At 45.0% G+C, this 18,246-nt stretch carries 15 protein-coding genes; 4 read left to right on the top strand and 11 right to left on the bottom strand.

Annotated features, from left to right (window positions below; genetic code table 11):
* Nucleotides 1-70: 70 nt before the first annotated feature.
* Nucleotides 71-1,207, top strand: coding sequence for a hypothetical protein (locus ACLSU7_RS10160; protein ID WP_413291771.1), 1,137 nt, complete (start codon nucleotides 71-73; stop codon nucleotides 1,205-1,207).
* Here ACLSU7_RS10160 and ACLSU7_RS10155 read toward each other — a convergent pair whose 3' ends face one another.
* From ACLSU7_RS10155 to ACLSU7_RS10110, 10 genes are all read right to left on the bottom strand, one after another.
* A complete protein-coding gene (locus tag ACLSU7_RS10155) occupies nucleotides 1,208-2,536 on the bottom strand; it encodes a hypothetical protein (protein WP_413291770.1) in 1,329 nt (442 codons plus the stop codon).
* The gene (locus ACLSU7_RS10150; protein WP_413291769.1) at nucleotides 2,536-4,527 is read right to left on the bottom strand and encodes a hypothetical protein; all 1,992 of its coding nucleotides are present in this window, start codon (nucleotides 4,525-4,527) and stop codon (nucleotides 2,536-2,538) included. The genes ACLSU7_RS10155 and ACLSU7_RS10150 overlap by 1 nt, the downstream gene beginning before the upstream one ends.
* 136 nt (nucleotides 4,528-4,663) lie before the next feature.
* Nucleotides 4,664-5,104 (bottom strand): hypothetical protein, encoded by a 441-nt coding sequence (locus ACLSU7_RS10145; RefSeq protein ID WP_181605996.1) that lies wholly within the window; start codon nucleotides 5,102-5,104, stop codon nucleotides 4,664-4,666.
* 53 nt (nucleotides 5,105-5,157) lie between these two features.
* Nucleotides 5,158-6,138 carry a hypothetical protein gene (locus ACLSU7_RS10140; protein ID WP_413291768.1) on the bottom strand — a complete coding sequence of 327 codons (981 nt, stop codon included), beginning with the start codon at nucleotides 6,136-6,138 and terminating at the stop codon, nucleotides 5,158-5,160.
* Between the two features lie 53 nt (nucleotides 6,139-6,191).
* Nucleotides 6,192-6,971, bottom strand: a complete 780-nt coding sequence (locus ACLSU7_RS10135; protein WP_413291767.1) for a hypothetical protein — start codon at nucleotides 6,969-6,971, stop codon at nucleotides 6,192-6,194.
* Between the two features lie 106 nt (nucleotides 6,972-7,077).
* The gene (locus ACLSU7_RS10130; protein ID WP_413291766.1) at nucleotides 7,078-9,915 is read right to left on the bottom strand and encodes a pyruvate dehydrogenase; all 2,838 of its coding nucleotides are present in this window, start codon (nucleotides 9,913-9,915) and stop codon (nucleotides 7,078-7,080) included.
* A 348-nt stretch (nucleotides 9,916-10,263) separates the two neighbouring features.
* A complete protein-coding gene (locus ACLSU7_RS10125) occupies nucleotides 10,264-10,584 on the bottom strand; it encodes a hypothetical protein (protein ID WP_413291764.1) in 321 nt (106 codons plus the stop codon).
* Nucleotides 10,577-10,894: a hypothetical protein gene (locus ACLSU7_RS10120; RefSeq protein ID WP_413291763.1), complete on the bottom strand. Its 318-nt coding sequence runs from the start codon at nucleotides 10,892-10,894 to the stop codon at nucleotides 10,577-10,579. Before ACLSU7_RS10120 ends, ACLSU7_RS10125 begins: the two co-directional genes overlap by 8 nt.
* 11 nt (nucleotides 10,895-10,905) lie before the next feature.
* The gene (locus tag ACLSU7_RS10115) at nucleotides 10,906-11,823 is read right to left on the bottom strand and encodes a hypothetical protein (RefSeq protein WP_413291762.1); all 918 of its coding nucleotides are present in this window, start codon (nucleotides 11,821-11,823) and stop codon (nucleotides 10,906-10,908) included.
* A 223-nt stretch (nucleotides 11,824-12,046) separates the two neighbouring features.
* Nucleotides 12,047-13,042: a TonB family protein gene (locus ACLSU7_RS10110; protein ID WP_413291761.1), complete on the bottom strand. Its 996-nt coding sequence runs from the start codon at nucleotides 13,040-13,042 to the stop codon at nucleotides 12,047-12,049.
* Nucleotides 13,043-13,174: 132 nt separating this feature from the next.
* Between ACLSU7_RS10110 and ACLSU7_RS10105 the strand changes: the two genes are divergently transcribed.
* The 3 genes from ACLSU7_RS10105 to ACLSU7_RS10095 all read left to right on the top strand — a co-directional run bounded on the left by ACLSU7_RS10105 (nucleotide 13,175) and on the right by ACLSU7_RS10095 (nucleotide 15,615).
* Entirely contained in the window at nucleotides 13,175-13,900 is a 726-nt protein-coding gene (locus tag ACLSU7_RS10105; RefSeq protein ID WP_413291760.1) for a Stp1/IreP family PP2C-type Ser/Thr phosphatase, read from the top strand.
* A 53-nt stretch (nucleotides 13,901-13,953) separates the two neighbouring features.
* Nucleotides 13,954-14,928 carry a M23 family metallopeptidase gene (locus ACLSU7_RS10100; protein WP_413291759.1) on the top strand — a complete coding sequence of 325 codons (975 nt, stop codon included), beginning with the start codon at nucleotides 13,954-13,956 and terminating at the stop codon, nucleotides 14,926-14,928.
* Nucleotides 14,929-15,021: 93 nt separating this feature from the next.
* Nucleotides 15,022-15,615, top strand: a complete 594-nt coding sequence (locus ACLSU7_RS10095; RefSeq protein WP_413291758.1) for a hypothetical protein — start codon at nucleotides 15,022-15,024, stop codon at nucleotides 15,613-15,615.
* A 13-nt stretch (nucleotides 15,616-15,628) separates the two neighbouring features.
* Here the strand turns inward: ACLSU7_RS10095 and ACLSU7_RS10090 are convergent, their stop codons facing one another.
* Nucleotides 15,629-17,941: a hypothetical protein gene (locus ACLSU7_RS10090; RefSeq protein WP_413291757.1), complete on the bottom strand. Its 2,313-nt coding sequence runs from the start codon at nucleotides 17,939-17,941 to the stop codon at nucleotides 15,629-15,631.
* Nucleotides 17,942-18,246: the final 305 nt, after the last annotated feature.

The raw sequence follows: 18,246 nt of genomic DNA, 5'->3' as shown, positions 1-18,246 counted from the left end.
TTTGGTTTTCACTTACATGTTAAATGTGAATTTCATTGAAATATGGCAATCCAAATAAGATGGTTCGGGCATGAAACATTTTGCGTTCGTTATTCTGACTCTTTCGTTCTCTTTAATCACTCATGCTGCTTGGGATTTGAATGACGTTTCTTACGTGATGCCATTGCAAGTTCAAGAAGACGGGCACGTCAATACTCTGCCGTTAAAGGGTCTCATTCCAGAAAAAATCTTTGAACGTATTTCTCCGATCGCAATGGATATGGATCCGCGAGACAACGTACGTGCGATGCGTGTGGTAGCGATGCGTATCGATCCTTGTTTTCCGTACCCAACTCAGATCAGCTGCCAAAAACAACTTCGTCTGGTGTGGCAACCCCTTTTGCAGTGGGAAGAGGACGGATCTATTGATGCTGTCGATGCGGCTCTTCATTCGTTCTATCCATTGACCGATGCAGAGTTCGATTCTTTGCTGCAAGAACTGCAAGTCTGGAAAAAAAGAACGGGAGTGGAAACTCGCGGTCTTCCATTGGGACCTCATCCAGCGTGGAAGTCAGGTCGCGGAGTTGCGGCATTGAAAGATCTTAATCGCATCATCCTTAAATATGCAGGCGAAAGAAATCTTTCCCGCGTAACGGCGATGTTCCTACGCGGTGGCGGAGCGATGTGGCTTTTTGGTGCGTTTGAATTTAAAAACGGAGAGCTAGTTACCATGACAATTCCACGTTTGGGTAAAAACACCGCTCAATCATTCGTAAACGTGGTGACTTCAGGGGATGTTTTCTCGGGTGGTGGAATCGCTGGTGCCCGTGCCGCTGGAGATGATACTTTAAGCAACCTGGTCGCGGAATCGCAACGAGTGCGCACGGGTAATGAAGATGTGATTCGTAAAGAATTGGCAGCGGCTTATAAAATTGAAAATCCAAAATCGTACAATCCAGAGAATATGGACTGCGTAAGCTGCCACGTCGCTCAAACAGCGCGCCTGTGGGTGGATCGCAAACGTAAAGACATTGCGAATCAGGATATTGCTGCGCAGTTTGGTTATTTAAATCCGGCGTATAATTTGGCGAATGTGAGTGATGAACCTTGGCACACACAACAACTGCGTGCTCTTGGATATCACAATAAGAAAATTTCGATCTCGCAAAGAGCGATCAACGAGTCTGCGGAGGTAGCAGACGCCATCAACCGCTATTTGAATAAATAATTATTGAAAGATCTTAGAGCACTGGTTAATCGATCCACCAGTGATCAAACGCAAACCTTCCAGGACACGGTCATTGCTGGAAAGTTTGCTGCCGAGAGCGCGATAGTACTCGGCGATCTCGCTTCCTGGAGTAGCAGCTGCCTGGATGTATCTACTAACCGACGTCAGTTCCGTTTGATTTACGAACTTTTGATAGCCTACATCAAAACTGTTGTGAGCGTTCGTTAGAATTTTCAATGCCTCTGGGGAAAGAGTTTCCTTCGCGGGCAGATAGTAATCATTCACGGTGTTAAAGTAAGGTTTTCCTTTGGTCATCGCAAAGCTCATCGCATTTTTGCCTGCCACCCATACTGGCATATTCGCTTTTTCGTAAAAGAAATTAAAAACCGTCTGAGGGACAGAGCCCACAAACACGAAATATACATGGCCAGGCTTCAACGTCGATAAATCTGCAAACTCCTGAGGAGAAAGAAGATGCATTTGTTTTTGATGTTTCAGTTCTGTGGCATTGGATGACTCAAATCCTGCTTTCTTGCCGAAAACTTTCGAAAATGTATCCATCTCTTGGGCATTAAAAGGTGAAACCACGGGAACGATAATCGCTTTTGAAGAATCTAACTTACTTGCCGCAGATTTAGCGGCTTTACCATAAAAGAATAATCTCTGAGGCGCAAAAATTTGGGTGCCAATGCCATAGGCTGGAAAATTGAAATGAGATTCTGAAACCGCCGCAAAACGCTCGACAAAGCGTTTGCCATCTTCAGAAATGTCTTTCATTTCCGGCAGAGATTTCAAAATACTTTCGGTGTTTGCAGTAGGAAGGTTCACTAGAGCCAAATCGTTCATCGACGGCAGCACAGAAAGCTTATCGCCTTCAATCACAGCACCTGGTCCCCAACCCAAGGGTTGCAGGCGAAGATATTTATCAGCATTGGCCACTTTTGAAAAAACCGCGCCGTAGCCGTCATCTGCACCTGAGATAGCTAATTCTACTTTAGGTACCTGGGACATCATTGCCATATGGGCGTATTTATTGATATCGACGTAGTGAACCTTGCCGGGAATTCCCTCAGGAAATGCGGGATATATTTTTTGAATTTTACCTGCAACGGCGGGTTGGTAGATGACTTCAAACTCGCCCTGGAAGCCCAAGTCTCGCAGTCGTTTCATCACAGAAATTCCTGCCGATTGATGACCAAAACCCGGAGCTTTATCGACATACACGCGAATCAATTTTTGTGTCTGCAAAAACTCTTCAGGGCTAGCGGCAAAAGCCACTAACCCTATCAGAAGAATCGCATTAAAAAGAATCGCGTGCAGTATTCTCACTAGTTAAACACCTTTGAACAGCTCATTGGCTTGTTCGGATTTGTTCTGCTGAAAAGATCCTGCATTTCGGTTAACCCAGTTTGAAATTTCTTTTCGCCTTGCTTTGCATACTCCTGGTAAGTCTCAGGAAGATTGATTCCTGTTTTTTGATAAACGATGCTGCGAGCATTTTTATAGTATTCATCTTTCGTCAGACGATCGATTTGACCAAGGTAATTATCTGTACCTTTGGTAACCATAAGCTGAACGCCTTTTTCCATATAAAGGACTTCATCAGGGAAAATTAACATTGAAGCGAGAACTTCCAGTTCTCCATTAAAGCCAGAAATAGTGTTCACCAAAGTGCGACGTTTATCGATTCTAAGCGTAACGATTCCGCCCGATGCATTTTTATCCAGGGCCGCAAGAACTTCTTTGCTATCGGCAGTGGGCATTTTATCAGTATTCATCACAACTTTGCCGGAGCTAAATTGATGCGCTACTTGTAAGTCGTAAGTCAGAGAAATGAATGGGGAGCCTGCGGGATTTCCAGCATGGTTACTCATCATTCGGCTCAGCGTGTGAGGTTGAACCAACGGAGAGATTTGTTTACCTTCGTTAACGCCTCTTGTACCAAATGTCTCAAATGTTTTAGGAAGACCTTTGAGTTTATAGAAATGAGAACCTGATCCAGCAGTCAAACGTTTCGAGAATAGGCCACCACTAATTAGCTTTCCTTTTGAATCACGAACTTCTTGAAGTTTTTCGTCTGTATCCATTCCGCGGAATAAAATATCAGCACCCTCATAATTGGGGTTGCGAATGGCATCGACGTAATCACGCCAGAAAGTTTTCTCCGTGGGTTCCATAATCGCCCATGGCAGCATTTTATCCATAGCGTTTGCAACACCAGCGCGATCGTTAGCTTTAACCATGTCGCTGAGTGATTCGTTTTTTACGATTTGCTCCCGCTCGGCAGCTCCAGCCTCCAAAGCTGCATTTTGTTTTCTAATTTGAATTTTAGAGTCAGCGTTTAAGGTGTCCATCTGACGCTTGTTACGAAGGTCTATTTGATCCTGAACGTTCGTTAAAGCTGTCGCGTATGGCAATCTGCTATCAACTGCTACATTTTTAAGGCGCGCATATTCAATCAATGCAGACATTTTCTTGTCGTCACCAAGCATCTTCAACGGTACGAACGAGGCCGTGTTCATTCGGATTGTTTGAGTCAATTCCAAGTTTCTTTGGGTAAGAGCTCGTTGGGATGTCAGGCTGCCGGCATCTGCATTGGCTTTAAGTTCAAGAAGTTCCATGGTGCTGGAAACTCCATAAGAAGAGTTGCCACCCGTTTCCATTGATAAGCCTAAACTTTTTCCTAAAGATTCAAATGTCACGTGGAGGGCAGAGTAGTTATGGTGGTGAATGTTTTGGCCGTGTGCAACGGTTGTTTTATTGCCTTGAATGCTTCCGAAATCGAAAACCAAACCAAGATTTACAAATGCTTCAAGTAAGACGAAAGGATTCGTGCGGGCAGCTTCATGTACCGTTACTACGACAGTTGCTTTGTCTTTTGAGTTATCAGACATGGAAATAAATGCGACTTCACCTGCTGGGAGATTTTTGCTGTATTTAACATCAAGATTGTACTTAGGTTTCATGACTTCTTCAGAGGGCATCGAGGGATACTGCTGATGACTTTGATTTTGGTGCATTGCCATTAAGGGATTATTGTTCCCCAGATGAATCAACGCATCTAATGACGTCTGCGGGTTCGCAAGGATTTTGGATTCAATCTTTTTGTATTCTGCATAGACCTTGTTATTCATGTCCATCATCTGCTTTGCTTGAATAGCAGCCATTTTCTGGTAGTAGGCAGAAGAATAGTCCATATAGGCGTGGTGCAAATTGGAATCGGGTGCAGCGTGATGTTGGGCAAAAACCGCTTGTGAGAGCAGGGAGCTCGTGATTGCTGCGAACGTGATTTTTGCCAGGAATGAACTGCGAAGTCTCATAGATACACCTCTTCAAGGTTCTATAAAGCAAGAGCTGTTCCGGCTGATTTCACTTATATAAGTTATGGAAACGAAAACTTTAGACGAAGGACAATTTAGGCTCGACGTCTCAGGATGAGACGCCGAGTTTTATTGATTATGAAGGATGATGACCCGGAGGAGTAAGTTCCTCGTTGTAAAGAGGGTCAACATAACGAATGCCGTGGCCGCCATTTAAAACCATCAGCTCAGCCACAGTGTATTTTTCTTCTTCGTTCTTAGTTGCAACGGAAAGAAGGAGGTGGCCCTGTTTAAGTTCTTGATCGGCTTCTTCAACCAGATCCCACTCTCCGGTACCCAGGAACTTCTGCACCCAGCGTCCCCAAGCTTCTTTCAGAGTGTGTCGAGATCCATCGGCATCAACGGCATCCACACCGTAATCGCCTTCGTAGACATGAATGTCGCCTTCCAACCAGCCTTCGCGAATGATTGCTTGGGCGGCATTCCTGGCCTGCTCCTGACTTGCGAAAAATCCCAGCGTTCTGTGCGTGGGATATTTCAAGTAATCCGGGTGGGGCAGTTGTTCGATCTCGACCATTTTGAACCTCCTTATTCAAAATTTTAAAATCTTTAAAAATGTAAAACTAAAACCTATTCAAACATTCCATCCATCGTGATGTTGTCTGCATTTCTTTGAGTCATGCGCAGCTGTTTGTAGAAAGACTTTTGGCATTGGCCACGTACCAAGGCATCCATTCCGCCAATCATTGCGGTGTAAACTTCTTCGACCGTCAATACGTTCGTTGAAGTGATAACACCCGAGCGAGGCGCCGTTGAACGAAGCTTGCTCATGAAATGGTCGCGTGAATCACAAGACATCATGCCGATCACATCAGCCTGGCGACTTGGGTTGCTTAAAGACTGAAGCATTTTGTTGAAACCAGGGCGGTACTTTTTGTAATAACCCCCATAGTTCACTTTGTTCGTTCCCGAAATAAATCTTGGCGGAGCAAAATCAGGACCGCCGCCATTTCTGGAATGACCAAAATAGAAAGCCGCATCCGCATCTTGCAAAGCGCGATCATAGTAGTTTTGCATGTAAGCCGTACGTTGTTCTTGAGATGAAGAGTTCACGTTGTTGTCCAGATACTCAGTTGCGGAAGCAAACTGAATTTCAACACGAGCGCGAACCTGGCGACCTTGTACATTTACGTTCTTAACGAACACATATGGATTGCCCGACGTTTCTTGTTGAAAGCGGCAAAGCTGAAAGTTTCCACGGCATCTGCCAGTGATCAAATCAACCAAAGCGTAATAGGCCCCGATATCGATCGAGGGACTGTAGCCCATGTTGCGAGAACCACTGCGCACAACACTTCCAGTTGTCCAATCAAGGTAGCCCATGGCCACGCGGATATCGATCAAGCCATCGTTCAAAATGCGGCCATAACGTTGCTCACACTTTGCGCGTTGATCAGCAGGCAAATTTGAAATTCTATCGTTCGCAAGGTTAGCGAGATTTTTTGCATAGCCTTCACCGTATGCTTCGAACGAATTCTGGTAGACGTATCCACGGCGTGCTTCGGCTGTGAAAGGCAAGATTAACAAACAAATAATAATTACGTGCTTCATTGAGCGTCCCCTCTGCAAATAAAGTCTAAGAGGGGACTATCACAAAGCGCCAATTAAATGGATTTAATAATCGGTGTGGCCACGCGCTTCAGAAATGCGTCGACACTGGGCGCATACTCACTGCGAAAATCACGCAGTCCAGTCAAATGCTCAGCCTCGGGTAAATTGAGTTTGGACCAATTCAATTTGTGATGCGGTTCGAAAATTTCGTCTATGTGCGCTGGAGGAATCAATTTATCCTTCCATCCGCGAATTGACAGGATTGGAAAATTCTCTGGAAATTGTTCGAGTTGTTCATGAGTGTCTTTGTGAAAATGCAAAGACCAGAACACTCCAAGCGCTGCCGTCGCAGGAATTTTCAAACCCCCGAATGGAAATGGAAATTTGTAGGTTCGCATTAGTTTCCACACCGAAGGAAGAAACCGTGCAGTAGGCCCACTGTCGCAAATCAAGGCAACAGTATCAACGCAGTGACGTTTCGCCATTGCTTCAATCGCCGAGGCCGAGGGATTTGAAAAAGCGTAAACTATTTTGTTACCAGGAATTACATTTAGCAGTTTTTCGATTTGTGCAGCATAGACGTGTTTCACACCCATTGCGCCATCCGCTGTTATCGGCAGGCGTTTAAATAGGTCTTTCGCGGTTCCGTTTAGTTGAAATGCAAATGCATCAAATCCAAACTCGTTCACCATCTTGATGTGACGGATCAGCTCGCGCTTGGAACCCTCGTAAAAATGCACAAAGAAGATCAAGTCGTTGTAGCGCTTGTTTTTAGAGAGAAAAAACTCTCCCTCAAATGGGAATTCTGATTTTGCAAGTTCGGTATAATCCATGGCCACTCCGACCACGTCAGAGTGCCAGCGCAAAGATCAGATGTGAAGATAAAAAAAGGGCTCCCTTGCGAGGAGCCCTTTTCAGAGTTTTTGATCTATTCAGTTCTTAGTGTTTGTGAACTGGATTTTTTGAAGGCCAAAGATCTGTCCAGTGAGCTGTACGACCTTCTGCTTGGTGTGTTGCCCCCAAAGCGCTCTCAGATACGATCACTTTTTCAAGAGCCGTTTCCGCAAGAACTTTACCGCACGCTTCTACAACAGCATCAGCGTCGATGTGGTGGTAAGCATAGATTTCAGATGGACGACCGCACTTAGAGTGTTTGATCACGCCCAAAGCTTCCTGACGAACACCGATCAATGAACCGATGTTATCAAGCATACCGATCTCACCATCCGCTACTGATACGACAGGAACGCGTTTACCAGCAACAGTGATCAAATCACCAGTGGATACGTCTTCAGATTTTCTCAAGTAAAGGTTGGAGTTGATGCCCAAGCCGTTTTTCAAGTAATCGTAATCGTTTTCGTGACCCAAGATACCGCAAAGTAGATCTTGAGAAGTTACTGCGATCACGTTTGCGTAGATACCGCGAGCAAGCAAAGCTTCAGAAGCTTTGATACCTTCAGTAACCATCGTGCCTAAGGCAAAGATGTTCACAACGTTGTCGCCTGGTTCGTAACCAGCGTAACCACGGTAGTCGATCAAGTAGTAAGCGCCTTGCAACACTTCTTCACGAAGCGTTTGCAAGATAGCAGCGTCATCCATAGATGCCACTTCTTCTTCATTGATCCCACCAGCAACCGGGAACTCAGCGCGAGCCAATTGACCTTCAAGGCCTTGTTTGAAGCGAGCTTGAGTTTTCAAGTATTTCAAAAGGTCTTTTTGTTCCACACCACGAGTTACCAGACGAAGCAAAGTACCAGTACGGCCTACATTGTCGTTCATAACGTGACGTTTGATTGTGTCGCACATGATCCAGTCAAGTTCGATACAAGAGAACGGTTCCCACGTGATTTGGTTCGGGATTTGGATGTCAGACTTCCATCCGTGCTGCGCACCTTCTGGAGAAAGAGAAACACCTGATGGAGTACCCACGCAGATGAATGAAGATTTCCAGTAAAGGTTGTAGAAGTATTGGTCCAAGGCACGCTTGATGAAGAAGTCGTACACAGTCATCAATGGGATGATAGGTACGCCTACGATGTCGCGCATTTTCCCAAATGCACCCACGCAAGACATAACGTTACCTTCAGCGATTTCGAAACGAAGGAAGCGGTCTGATTCTTCTTCGCCAGGAACCAAGTCAGGAAGTTTGTGGTCTTTAACGCCCAAGTCAGTTTCGTGGTCGACAACAACTGGAGCGCCGAAAATTTTACCGTCCATCGCAGGATTCAAGTTCGTTGAAGTACCAACGTCTGGAGCCATTGAGATGAACAACTCGCCCGGAAGTTTGAATGGTTTTTCACTGTCCGTTAGAGGTTTTTGTTTGTCAGTCAATTTTGATTCATCAAGCGGAGTGTTCGCAATACGAGTCAACTTTGCAGTCAACTGACCAAGCATCCACTGTGTATGCGGGTAGCTTGTCATTTTCGTGTTGATGTCCAAAGCTTGAGGGATTTCGCCGAACTCAGTCAGTTTTTTCAAGAAGTACTCTTGGTTCTTAGCTTTCAAAGCGTATTGCGCTTTCATTTCGCCAAAGATTTTTTCAGAGCGAGCAGCCAAGAATTTACCGGCCGCAGAGTTTGGATCAAGGCGTTGGTATAAAGTATCGCCACTGATGCCTTGGCCTTCTTTAAGCGCGTTCACTTCTTCTTCTTGTGGAAGAGAGCTGTGGTTGCCTGGTTGAGCTGCAGCTTTCAAGCCCCAGCCTTTCAAAGTATGTGCGATGATGATTGTTGGACGACGTTTTGAAAGCTTAGATTGCTCCATAGCTTCTGCAAGGGCGATCATATCATGACCACCGAAATCGCGGATAGCATCGAACAACTCTTCGTCAGAAACGCTGTCCAAGAATTTCTTCATATCAGGGTGTTCTTTCGCGATCCCTTTTTTCAGCGCTTTCATGTCTTGAACAAGAAGCAATGATTGAAGTTCGTAGTCTTCCAATTTGTTCTCTAGGAAGTTTTTGAAAGTTTCGCCGTCTTTTTTAGCGAACAAGGCTTTACGTTTAGAACCGTGACGTACCTGGATCACTTCCCAGCCGTTCGCAGCCATTGTGCGCTCGACACGGTCAGCATCAGTACCATTCATGATTTCTTTGTTCGTGATACGGTGACCATCAAGTGATTGACGGTTGTAATCCAGGATCCAAGTCAAAGAACCGATTTCGCGTTCAGCGAAGTCAGGAACAGCTTCATACATGGAACCTTCACGGAATTCAGAGTCACCGCAAACAGCCCAGAAGTGTGCATCTGGAACTTCATAACCGTGTTCGCGAGCGTAACGGTAAGCAAGTGCCATGTAACCCGCTTCAACTGGTGGAATGCCCACAGTGCCGGAAGGGAAGAAGTTGTGGTGATCTGGATCGTAAGCAGAGTGGTAAGATTGGAATACGAATTCAGAACCATCTGTGAATTTGCGAAGACCATTCATTGCCTGGTCAGCTTGTTCTTGAGTTAATTTTGAAAGATCGTTTTTAAGCAAAAGATCCAAAAGGTAGTTGTAAGAGTGATCCACTGGAGACGCGTGCGGTTTGTTCGCGATATGGTCGAAACCAGTTTTAGCGATCAAGTGCAAAGCACCCATGATGTGAAGTGAGCTTGCGCAAGCAGCAGGGTGACCACCGATTTTTGGGTCGCCTTTTTCTTTGTCGGAACGATGATTGGCTTGCCAGATCATTTGAGTAGAAAGGTAAAGAGCACGGCGTGCGATGATGTCCAAAACTTCAGGGTTTGCGCCCTTCAAAGATTCTGGCTTCGCATTCTTGTTCTTAGAGTCAGCCACGATGGTTCTCCTTGAGTAATAACTCGGTAATTTAACGGAGCGAAACTAGCATTCTCGAGAGGGGGAGACAAGGTTTAAGGCCTTGAAAAAGGGCTCTTTTTCCATCGAGTGACGCAGTAAGAAATAGGCTCCGTCAGCCCCGAGTTTACACCTTGAAAACTCATGGATCACGCTTCGGTCTCACAACGGTTCTACATTGGACCAAATACGAGGCTTTCATTCGAGTTTTCTGGATGTTTGGAGGGGGTAGTTAAGGTCCCTTAGTGTAAAAAGGAACCTTTTTAAGAGTGACATGCGGTTTTTTAGCCACAGAGCTCGTGAAGCCCCGGGCTATAAAGCGTGGGCTCGCTAGAAGCTTGCACCCACATAAAAGCGAACGAACTGGAAGTAAGAGCTTTTTAGGTAAGTATTTTGGGCGTCATCCATGCTTTGACGAGCGTATGTCGTGTTGTCATAGATTTGCTCAGACGTGATATTGGTCGAAATCGGTTGAGAAAAAGAGATCCAATCTGCACCCAGTGTGAAGTTTTTGATTTGCCATTGATTGCCTAAGCCAAATGATCCCGCGATGGAAGTCCCTTTGAATTTTTCGTCCTGAGGAACTTCATAATTCGAGTAGTCAATGGAACGACCAATAGCTCCCATTTTCATATAGAACGAGTTACCCAAGAATTTTTTTGTACATCACCGCGATGCTTTGCGATTTAATTTTTACGTCGCCATCCAAGTTATGCCAGAATCCACTTTCCTCTGCGCCGTAAGCTTCAACCAAAAGCAAAGAATCTGGATTGAAGTAAACACCGGCCACCACTCCGGATTCGCTGCCAACTTTGCTGGTCATTCCAACAAGCTGACCCGCGATCATCCAGTTTTTTCCAACGCGGTCGGTTTTATAAATTTCTGAAGTACTTGTGCCTTCGGCGGCAAAAGCTGAAGTTGCACCAAGGATCATTGCAAAAGCTAATAAGATTTTTTTCATAAGTACCTCGATTATATGTTTATGCTGTTAATATTCGAACTGGAAATTCGCTCTTCAGACCAATTAATTGTATTCAGGATGATTTCGCGAACCTTTACCCAATCATTCAAGTCGCTGGGAACAATCAGTCCACGAAGGTCGAAACTCATGAATTCATAGAATTTATATTCCGTCGTAAAGATAACGCGGATGGCGCCCGTTGCGGGATCATACTTGGATGAGTATGGGATCGCACCGTGCATGATGCGGGCTTTGATCTTTGCAAGCATTTCCTGGGATTCCGCCGAGAAACGCTTCAGATTTTGGACTTTATCTTTGACTACGACATCACGGTGTTTCTTGATTGAATCAAGGGCGGAACTTGTAAGACCTTGAGTAATAAGATCCAAATCACGTTGTGCGGCGATCGCGGGATCAGTGAGTAGATGATAGTCATTGAGGTGTGTTTCAATTTCGTCAACGCGGAAATAGTTTCCGTAATTTACTGACCTGCGGCCTTCAGAATTCATCAATTCCAGGCGACCCAGGCTCATTTTACCCTGGCGGACTTTTTCGTGCTCTTCAGAGTGAAGCTGTTCGTGTTGAAGAGTGGAGGTCACGCCCATCAGATTAAGTCTGAAAACATGGGGTCCTACGAAGATAGTGTCATCGACATAGTGGCCAAAATATTTATAGTTATAAAGATACAGGGGATCCAAAATCACTGGAACTGAAATTTCGGTTAGAGATTTTGAGATGGCATCGCCTTGGGAAGACCCGCGCAATTGATAACGAGTGTAGGTGATGGACAGGCCCTTTACTTTCAACGATGTTGGAAGTTTTTTATAAGTGATTCCTGCAACTTTGAAATAGCCTTCATTCAAGGATTCGATTTTTCGCACCTGTTGAATAAGATCTTTAGGCGCAGTCGTTCCTTCGCTTTTCAACATTTTGACGAATGCGTCAGTTTCCTCACTCAAGCGGTCCAAAGCGGAATAGCTTGAGGCGCACAGAAACCTGCCGCAATTTTGGCTTGCTATTGCCGAGTTCTTTGACAATAGGATCGCACTAATAAGGATTAAAGCCTTAAAGCCCCAGTTCATGATTTTTAGTGGAGCAAGGTGGATGCCAGAAGGTGTCTCAGATTGAGACACCGGCATGGGTAACTAAACATTAGGATTCAAGAACGAAGTCCCAGCGGATCTTCACAGTGCCGTCGCCTTCGATGATGCCTTTCGGAGGATTTGGGAATGGCGCAGCTGCGCGGAACGCTTCAATTGCAGCATCATCCAAATCACGCACGCCGGAATCACTCATCACTTGAACATTTACAAGTGTACCTCGGTCATTTAGTACGATCATAAGTTTTGTCACGCGATCTTGACCCGTAGAGGCAGGAGCACGACCTTCTTTAAACATTCTCGATAGTTTTTCGCGCACGCGGCCTTCCCAGTGTTGGGCCAACTGGCGGCGGATGCGGTTATAGTACGAATAGTACTTAAACTCGCGCGTGTTCAACATCGTCTCCAGACCCTGATCCACATCCTTCAAATAGTCATTCGAACGGCTGGTGTCGGCGCCATCTTTTGCGATGTCTTCGTTGTTGCCTCGACCAAGGCCTTGGCCTTGTTCCGCGCCCTGATCTTTTTTGCGATCAGCCAATTTCTGGCGTTCCAAAGCTTCGGATGCATCAAATGATTTGAATAAATCGCGAACGATTTTTTCTTTCTGTTCAGGCGTAGGTTTGGCCTCAGCCTTTGCAGTGGATTTAATTTTACCATCACCTTTAGGTCCAGTTTTTTGAGGCGCGGCTTTCTTGATATTCTGGAATTCGCCGTGCTCTTTTGCTACTGACTGTTTGGTAACGGTTTGGTTTTTCGCGCTCAAAAAGCGTGAATCTACTGGCTCCGTCTCATTGATGGAGTTTTCGCTTTGCTCAACAATTTGATTTTTAGGAACCGTCGGTACTGGAACTTTCTTAATCTGACCAGCTTCCTGTGCCTCAACCAGCTTTTGCATTTCCTCGGGTGTCAGCAAATCAATGCTGACACTTTCCTGCTTAGGAAACTTTTGCTGAAGAGTCTCTACCAAATAAAATGCGCCGAACACCAAAATGTGGACTGCGATGGAGAGCAACACATACTTTTTGAAAGACGGTGACTTCTTCATAGAACCTCGCCTCTCCTATCGGTATTATGACACCTGATAATGAGGAAGAGGTGAGCCAGTAAGCAAGAATTCGACAGAGGTCTAGGGCCGGACTTTGACGTATGAAAGGCTTTGAGTGAGAATGTAACTTCTATGAAATTTGACTGCTGGTATTTAACAGATAAAGGCCTCAGACGTGAATCTAATCAGGACTCATGCCTCGTCAACAAAGAGCTTGGGCTTTTTGTTGTAGCCGACGGAATGGGCGGACACTCTGGCGGGGAAGTCGCTTCCAGCATGGCTGTGGAGACCGTTGAAGAAATTATGCTTCAACCCGGTTCAGCGAACCGCTCACCCCGTGAAATGATTCAGCATTCTTACGAAGAAGCTTCACGCAGAATTTTTGATAAAGCTGCCAACGAAAGACCCGAACTTTCCGGAATGGGAACGACGATGGTGATGGCTTATTTACGGGGCAATCATCTGTACGTGGGAAATGTTGGCGATTCGCGCTGTTATATGTATAAAAAACCGCAGATGTGGCAAATTACTGAAGATCATTCTTTGATCAATGAACAGTTACGCGCTGGTGTGATGAGCGAAGAACAAGTTCGTCAGTTCGTAGGTCGAAATGTGATCACGCGCAGCGTGGGATATGAAAGAGAAACATATCCAGACATTATCGAAAGAGAAATTGCTCCTGGCGAAATGTTTTTGATGTGTTCCGATGGCCTTTCTGGTTTGGTTGAAGATCAAAAAATTTGCGACATCATCAATAAAAATAAACCTGACAAAGTAGTTAAAGCCTGTGTAGAACAAGCACTGGCAAATGGTGGTGACGACAACGTCACTGTTATGTTGATTCATTTTTACGAGTAAGCGGTTAGTGGATAGGGGAATTTTTGGATAAAAAGAAAGTCACGCTATTTATAGTGAGTAACCAAACGGGCAAAACCCGTAAATTGGTGCTCTCTGCAGCCTGGCTGAAAGCCGTGTCCTTTATCTCCGCCGTCGTAATCATTATCTTTGCAGCGGGTATGGTCGATTATTTCGGTTTGCTTTTGCAAGCCATGGAAAATAAACGCCTGAAAGCTGAAAATGCTCAACTTACAAAACAGTTCCAAGTGGTTGAAAGTAAAGTCAGCGCTTTGGAAAACTCGTTGGAGCGCGTAAAAACTTTCACAACCAAATTGAAATTGATCACCAACGTCGATGCCGAAGACCGTATTACGAAACTGACGATGGGACCAAAACCTGCTCCAAATCAGCCGGTTGAGGAATATGAACCAATGGAATCCCGTGATGACGGCGAGGGATTGGCTCAGCAAGACGCAACGTTTGCTAATAAAAAACCTTTGAATGATCAAGCCGGTGAACTTGCAAATGAAACCGCCGACAAAGATTACGCCTCTTTGGTTATCCGTATTGAAAAAGCGGTTAAAGAAACTCAACTCAAAGAACAATCTGTTATCGATTTGTGGGAAAGCTTATCGGAGCGTCAAAGCTTGCTAAACGCCACTCCGAACATGAAACCTGCAAAAGGTTGGATCACTTCACGGTTCGGGTACAGAACTTCGCCATTTACTGGGAAAACCACGCTGCATGCGGGTCTTGATATCGCAGCAGCACCAGGCTCGCCCATTTATGCTCCTGCTGACGGTGTCGTGATCTTTGCAAGTTATGATGAAGGTTACGGTAAGCTAGTCAGTATCGACCACGGTTTTGGTGTAACAACTCGTTTCGGTCACATGTCGCAGATCTACGTTCAAGTAGGTCAGCGTGTAAGTAAATGGGACGTTGTGGGCGCCGTCGGTAATACCGGTCGATCGACAGGACCTCACTGTCACTATGAGGTACGCATCAATGGTACACCAGTAGACCCGATCAACTATATCTTAGACGAATAGATTCTTAAAAGGCGCTACAGGCGCCTTTTTTAATGTCATAAGGCAATTGGATTTTATCTTTTTACGCTCCTACAATTTTGGTGTGGGGGTTTTATGATTCTCCGAATTTTCTCATCTTTGATTCTTTTTTCTTCTGGAGCTTTTGCGGCTTTGCCTCCGCAGTTTGCGGATTGTCTTAGTACGGAAGTCAGCTCGGCTTCGATTTATGATGTGAAAGAGATCGCGAAGGTCGCCAAGGTTAATTACTGCCAAAATCAGATGGGGTTGACTAATAAATTTGATACCATCGATCTTCTTAAAACTGGGAATGCGAACATTGGGATTTCTGTCGCTAAGACCACTTACACCCGTGAAGATCTATCTGACATGTCTAAATCCGGAACTTATGTTTTGTATGTCGATAGCAATCGCATTGCAAAAGAATATTTAACCACTCTCGCTGGACAAGGAGTGCAGCTGGTGGTGATGAGCGCCACCTCAGGATTAAGCCAGGCAGACTTGCTCACTCTGGCTCGCGTCCGCCCCTTTGTTTACAATGTGAATTCAGCAGTGATTAAAGAAGACGTGATGGCTTTGGTGCAAGCGGGTGTCACGGTCGTTTTTCGTTCGAATACTTCTGGATTAAGTCGTGAACAGATCGTAGAGATCGCTAAGGTGAACCCGTCACTGGTGACGCTTTCACCTTAGCTTTTTATCGATATTACAATGAAGTGCTGCAATTCAAACGAGTCATGCGATCATTTAACAACATGGCTTGCTTGTAGTAGGACTGCAATTGCTGTTGAGTTGTGCTGATCGTTGAGATAGTTCCTTTAAGTAACAAGTCTCCTGCGCAGTATTTGATGATTTTGCTGTCCATTGAGTTATCAAGAACACCTGAAATCATGTCACACATAACCTGAACAGTTCCCAAGTGATCCCAAGCAGCCGTGTATTGCACGTAAGTTTGTTTAAGTGTCTTACAGATAAGCGCACGCTTTTCTTCGTTGATGTTTTTATTTTGCGGAATCAAGTTCGAAAGAGCTGCCGCTTGCGCTTTGTCTTCGCGGTATTGCTGGCCAATGATCAACATTTGACCATCATTCACCTGAGAAACGTGCTTGCGAATATCAGCAGCTGATTGCGTGATATTCATTGCGATTGTCTGTAGGTCTCTGATGCCTCTGTTGTATGAAGCCATTGATTGGTCGTAAATACCAACCGTGTATTTCAACCATGACCATACAGGAGCAACACCGCTGCCACCACCGAACAATCCCACTTTAATGGAGTCTGCACCCTGGATGATATTCGAGCGATTTACGATCGAGTTATCTTTCGCAAGCTCTTCCATAGCATACTTCACACGGTCAAACGTCTTACCTTCATCACGAGCACGATCAGCATCGCTTTTCTTGCCGCCATTGTTGGCGATGTTCGAGCCTGCTGGTCCTTCCACGATGATATTCTCAATCTCAGTCAAAGTCTTTTTGATGCTTGTGATCCATTCTTTCGTGTTAGAAGCACAATTGCGGACCTCATTTGGATTTCGCGTGTTGGCTTTCGAAATTTCGCTTTCGTAGTACTTAATCGTGTTGATGCGGCCTTCAACATTCACGCGTTTGATTTTTTTCGTTTGATCCAAATTCAAAGCATCTTTTAAGTTTGCAAAGATGGATGCGGGAAAGTCAAAATCAGCCGATTTCATTCTGGCTAGATCTTCCAAAGCAGAGCGGCCAAAGAAACAAACGCTCATGTCGCCGCCATCAGCTTCACCATTGTAAGCAGCTTCAAGATCTTTAAAATCTTTGATGTCTTTAATGTATTGAGCTTTTACCTGGTCAAATTTTGTGTTCGATACCAAGTTTGTGAATGTAGAAAGCTTTTTGTTATTCAAGCTTGCTTTGTATAATGGAAGTTCCGCTCTCAACGAATTTCTGAATTCATTAAAACGGTTTTCAGCAGTCAACTGAAGGTATGTTACTTTTTTAGAGATTTTGATGTACTGACATGTGTTTTGGAATACAGCCATACGCTGATCCTGCAAAGACATATCGATAGTTTTATTTTCCATTACTTTGGTAAGCGCTGTAATACCTTTTGTTGCTACTGCACCACCAAGAACAAATGGAAGAGCCGGTGCCAGGGCTGCATTCATAGAAACTGCGAACAACGCCATTGGAGCTAGGCCATCCAAAAGCTCATTGAATGCCAACAATGCTTTACCACTCTTCATTGAATCCGTACCGCATTTGCTATTTAGGAACGAGTTATCGCCCAAAATATCACCGATAGTAGTCGTAGCGTTCATCGTAGCTGTCATCGCATCAGAAAGCTCATTGTAGTTAACGTCTGTGCCAGGACCTGCGTTCATGATTTTTTGTAAAACCTGAACGTTTTGCATCACACTTTGGCTGTTTTTCTGCAACTGATCAGCAGAAGTATTTCCAGAACAAGCGGACTTCGTCGTGATCTCACGATTCATATCCGTGATTGCTTGCATAAGAGCTGCTTGCGAGCTGTTTTCAAATAAATTACATGCAAATTCGTCAGCAACTTTTACAGCCTTCATTGTTGGGCGGCCGCTGTTATTGTTGCTGGCAGAGCTATTGTTCGAACCATTCTGATTGGGATTTTGGTTCGGTCTATTGTTATTGTTGTTATTATTATTATTGTTATTGTTTTGACTTTGATTGTTCCCGCCAGTTTGCGGACGAGGAAGTGGCCCAAGGCGATTGCCGCCTTGATTTTTATTTCCGTTAGATTGCTGGTTGCCACCGGCTTGCTGGTTGCCTTTGTTGCCACCATTGTTAGGCAGTTGCGGGCCGTACTGTGCGCCATCGTTCCCATTGCTAGGAGTTCCAGTATTAGATTGATTCCCAGTCGCAGGAGTTTCAGCGATATCAAATAGATCGATAGGGAAATTGCTTGGAGCGTTCTCCGCGGCAAATACTCTTGTTGGCATTTGCGGCGCAAAGAATCCAATTGAAAGAATGGCTGCGAGGGCGCATCTTTTAACGTTCACTTTATTCATAGAGAACTACTCCGTCTTCTGTCTAACAAATCAACGACTAACAATTTCTGCTGGTCAAATTCCGCTACTTTCCACCAAGTCTTCTGCTCTAAGCATTTGAAAAGACTTAATTTCAAAAACGTATTTCACCAGCGAATTGATTAGCCGTAACTTGAGTTGCAAAAGGCGTCCCAGGTTGAAACAGACCGTAAGGTTGGTGTCATTATGACGACAGCTGCAGCGATTAAAGGCACCTTTTGCGCCCGGATTGGGAGGGGGCTTCGTTATTTGCGTCTGATCTCTAATATAAGGGGAGTTTAGGATCT

It is taken from the genome of Bdellovibrio sp. HCB185ZH (assembly GCF_047302455.1).
Lineage (GTDB): Bacteria > Bdellovibrionota > Bdellovibrionia > Bdellovibrionales > Bdellovibrionaceae > Bdellovibrio.
Note: the sequence above shows the minus strand (reverse complement) of the source record. Positions and strands in the feature narration are given on the sequence as shown.

Excerpts from the sequence above, each read along its gene's own strand:
- ACLSU7_RS10140 (WP_413291768.1), bottom strand. The coding sequence starts at position 6,138 with ATGAAGCACGTAATTATTATTTGTTTGTTAATCTTGCCTTTCACAGCC.
- ACLSU7_RS10135 (WP_413291767.1), bottom strand. The coding sequence starts at position 6,971 with ATGGATTATACCGAACTTGCAAAATCAGAATTCCCATTTGAGGGAGAG.
- ACLSU7_RS10120 (WP_413291763.1), bottom strand. The coding sequence starts at position 10,894 with ATGAAAAAAATCTTATTAGCTTTTGCAATGATCCTTGGTGCAACTTCA.
- ACLSU7_RS10105 (WP_413291760.1), top strand. The coding sequence starts at position 13,175 with ATGAAATTTGACTGCTGGTATTTAACAGATAAAGGCCTCAGACGTGAA.
- ACLSU7_RS10150 (WP_413291769.1), bottom strand. The coding sequence starts at position 4,527 with ATGAGACTTCGCAGTTCATTCCTGGCAAAAATCACGTTCGCAGCAATC.
- ACLSU7_RS10145 (WP_181605996.1), bottom strand. The coding sequence starts at position 5,104 with ATGGTCGAGATCGAACAACTGCCCCACCCGGATTACTTGAAATATCCC.
- ACLSU7_RS10095 (WP_413291758.1), top strand. The coding sequence starts at position 15,022 with ATGATTCTCCGAATTTTCTCATCTTTGATTCTTTTTTCTTCTGGAGCT.
- ACLSU7_RS10160 (WP_413291771.1), top strand. The coding sequence starts at position 71 with ATGAAACATTTTGCGTTCGTTATTCTGACTCTTTCGTTCTCTTTAATC.
- ACLSU7_RS10115 (WP_413291762.1), bottom strand. The coding sequence starts at position 11,823 with ATGTTGAAAAGCGAAGGAACGACTGCGCCTAAAGATCTTATTCAACAG.
- ACLSU7_RS10110 (WP_413291761.1), bottom strand. The coding sequence starts at position 13,042 with ATGAAGAAGTCACCGTCTTTCAAAAAGTATGTGTTGCTCTCCATCGCA.
- ACLSU7_RS10090 (WP_413291757.1), bottom strand. The coding sequence starts at position 17,941 with ATGAATAAAGTGAACGTTAAAAGATGCGCCCTCGCAGCCATTCTTTCA.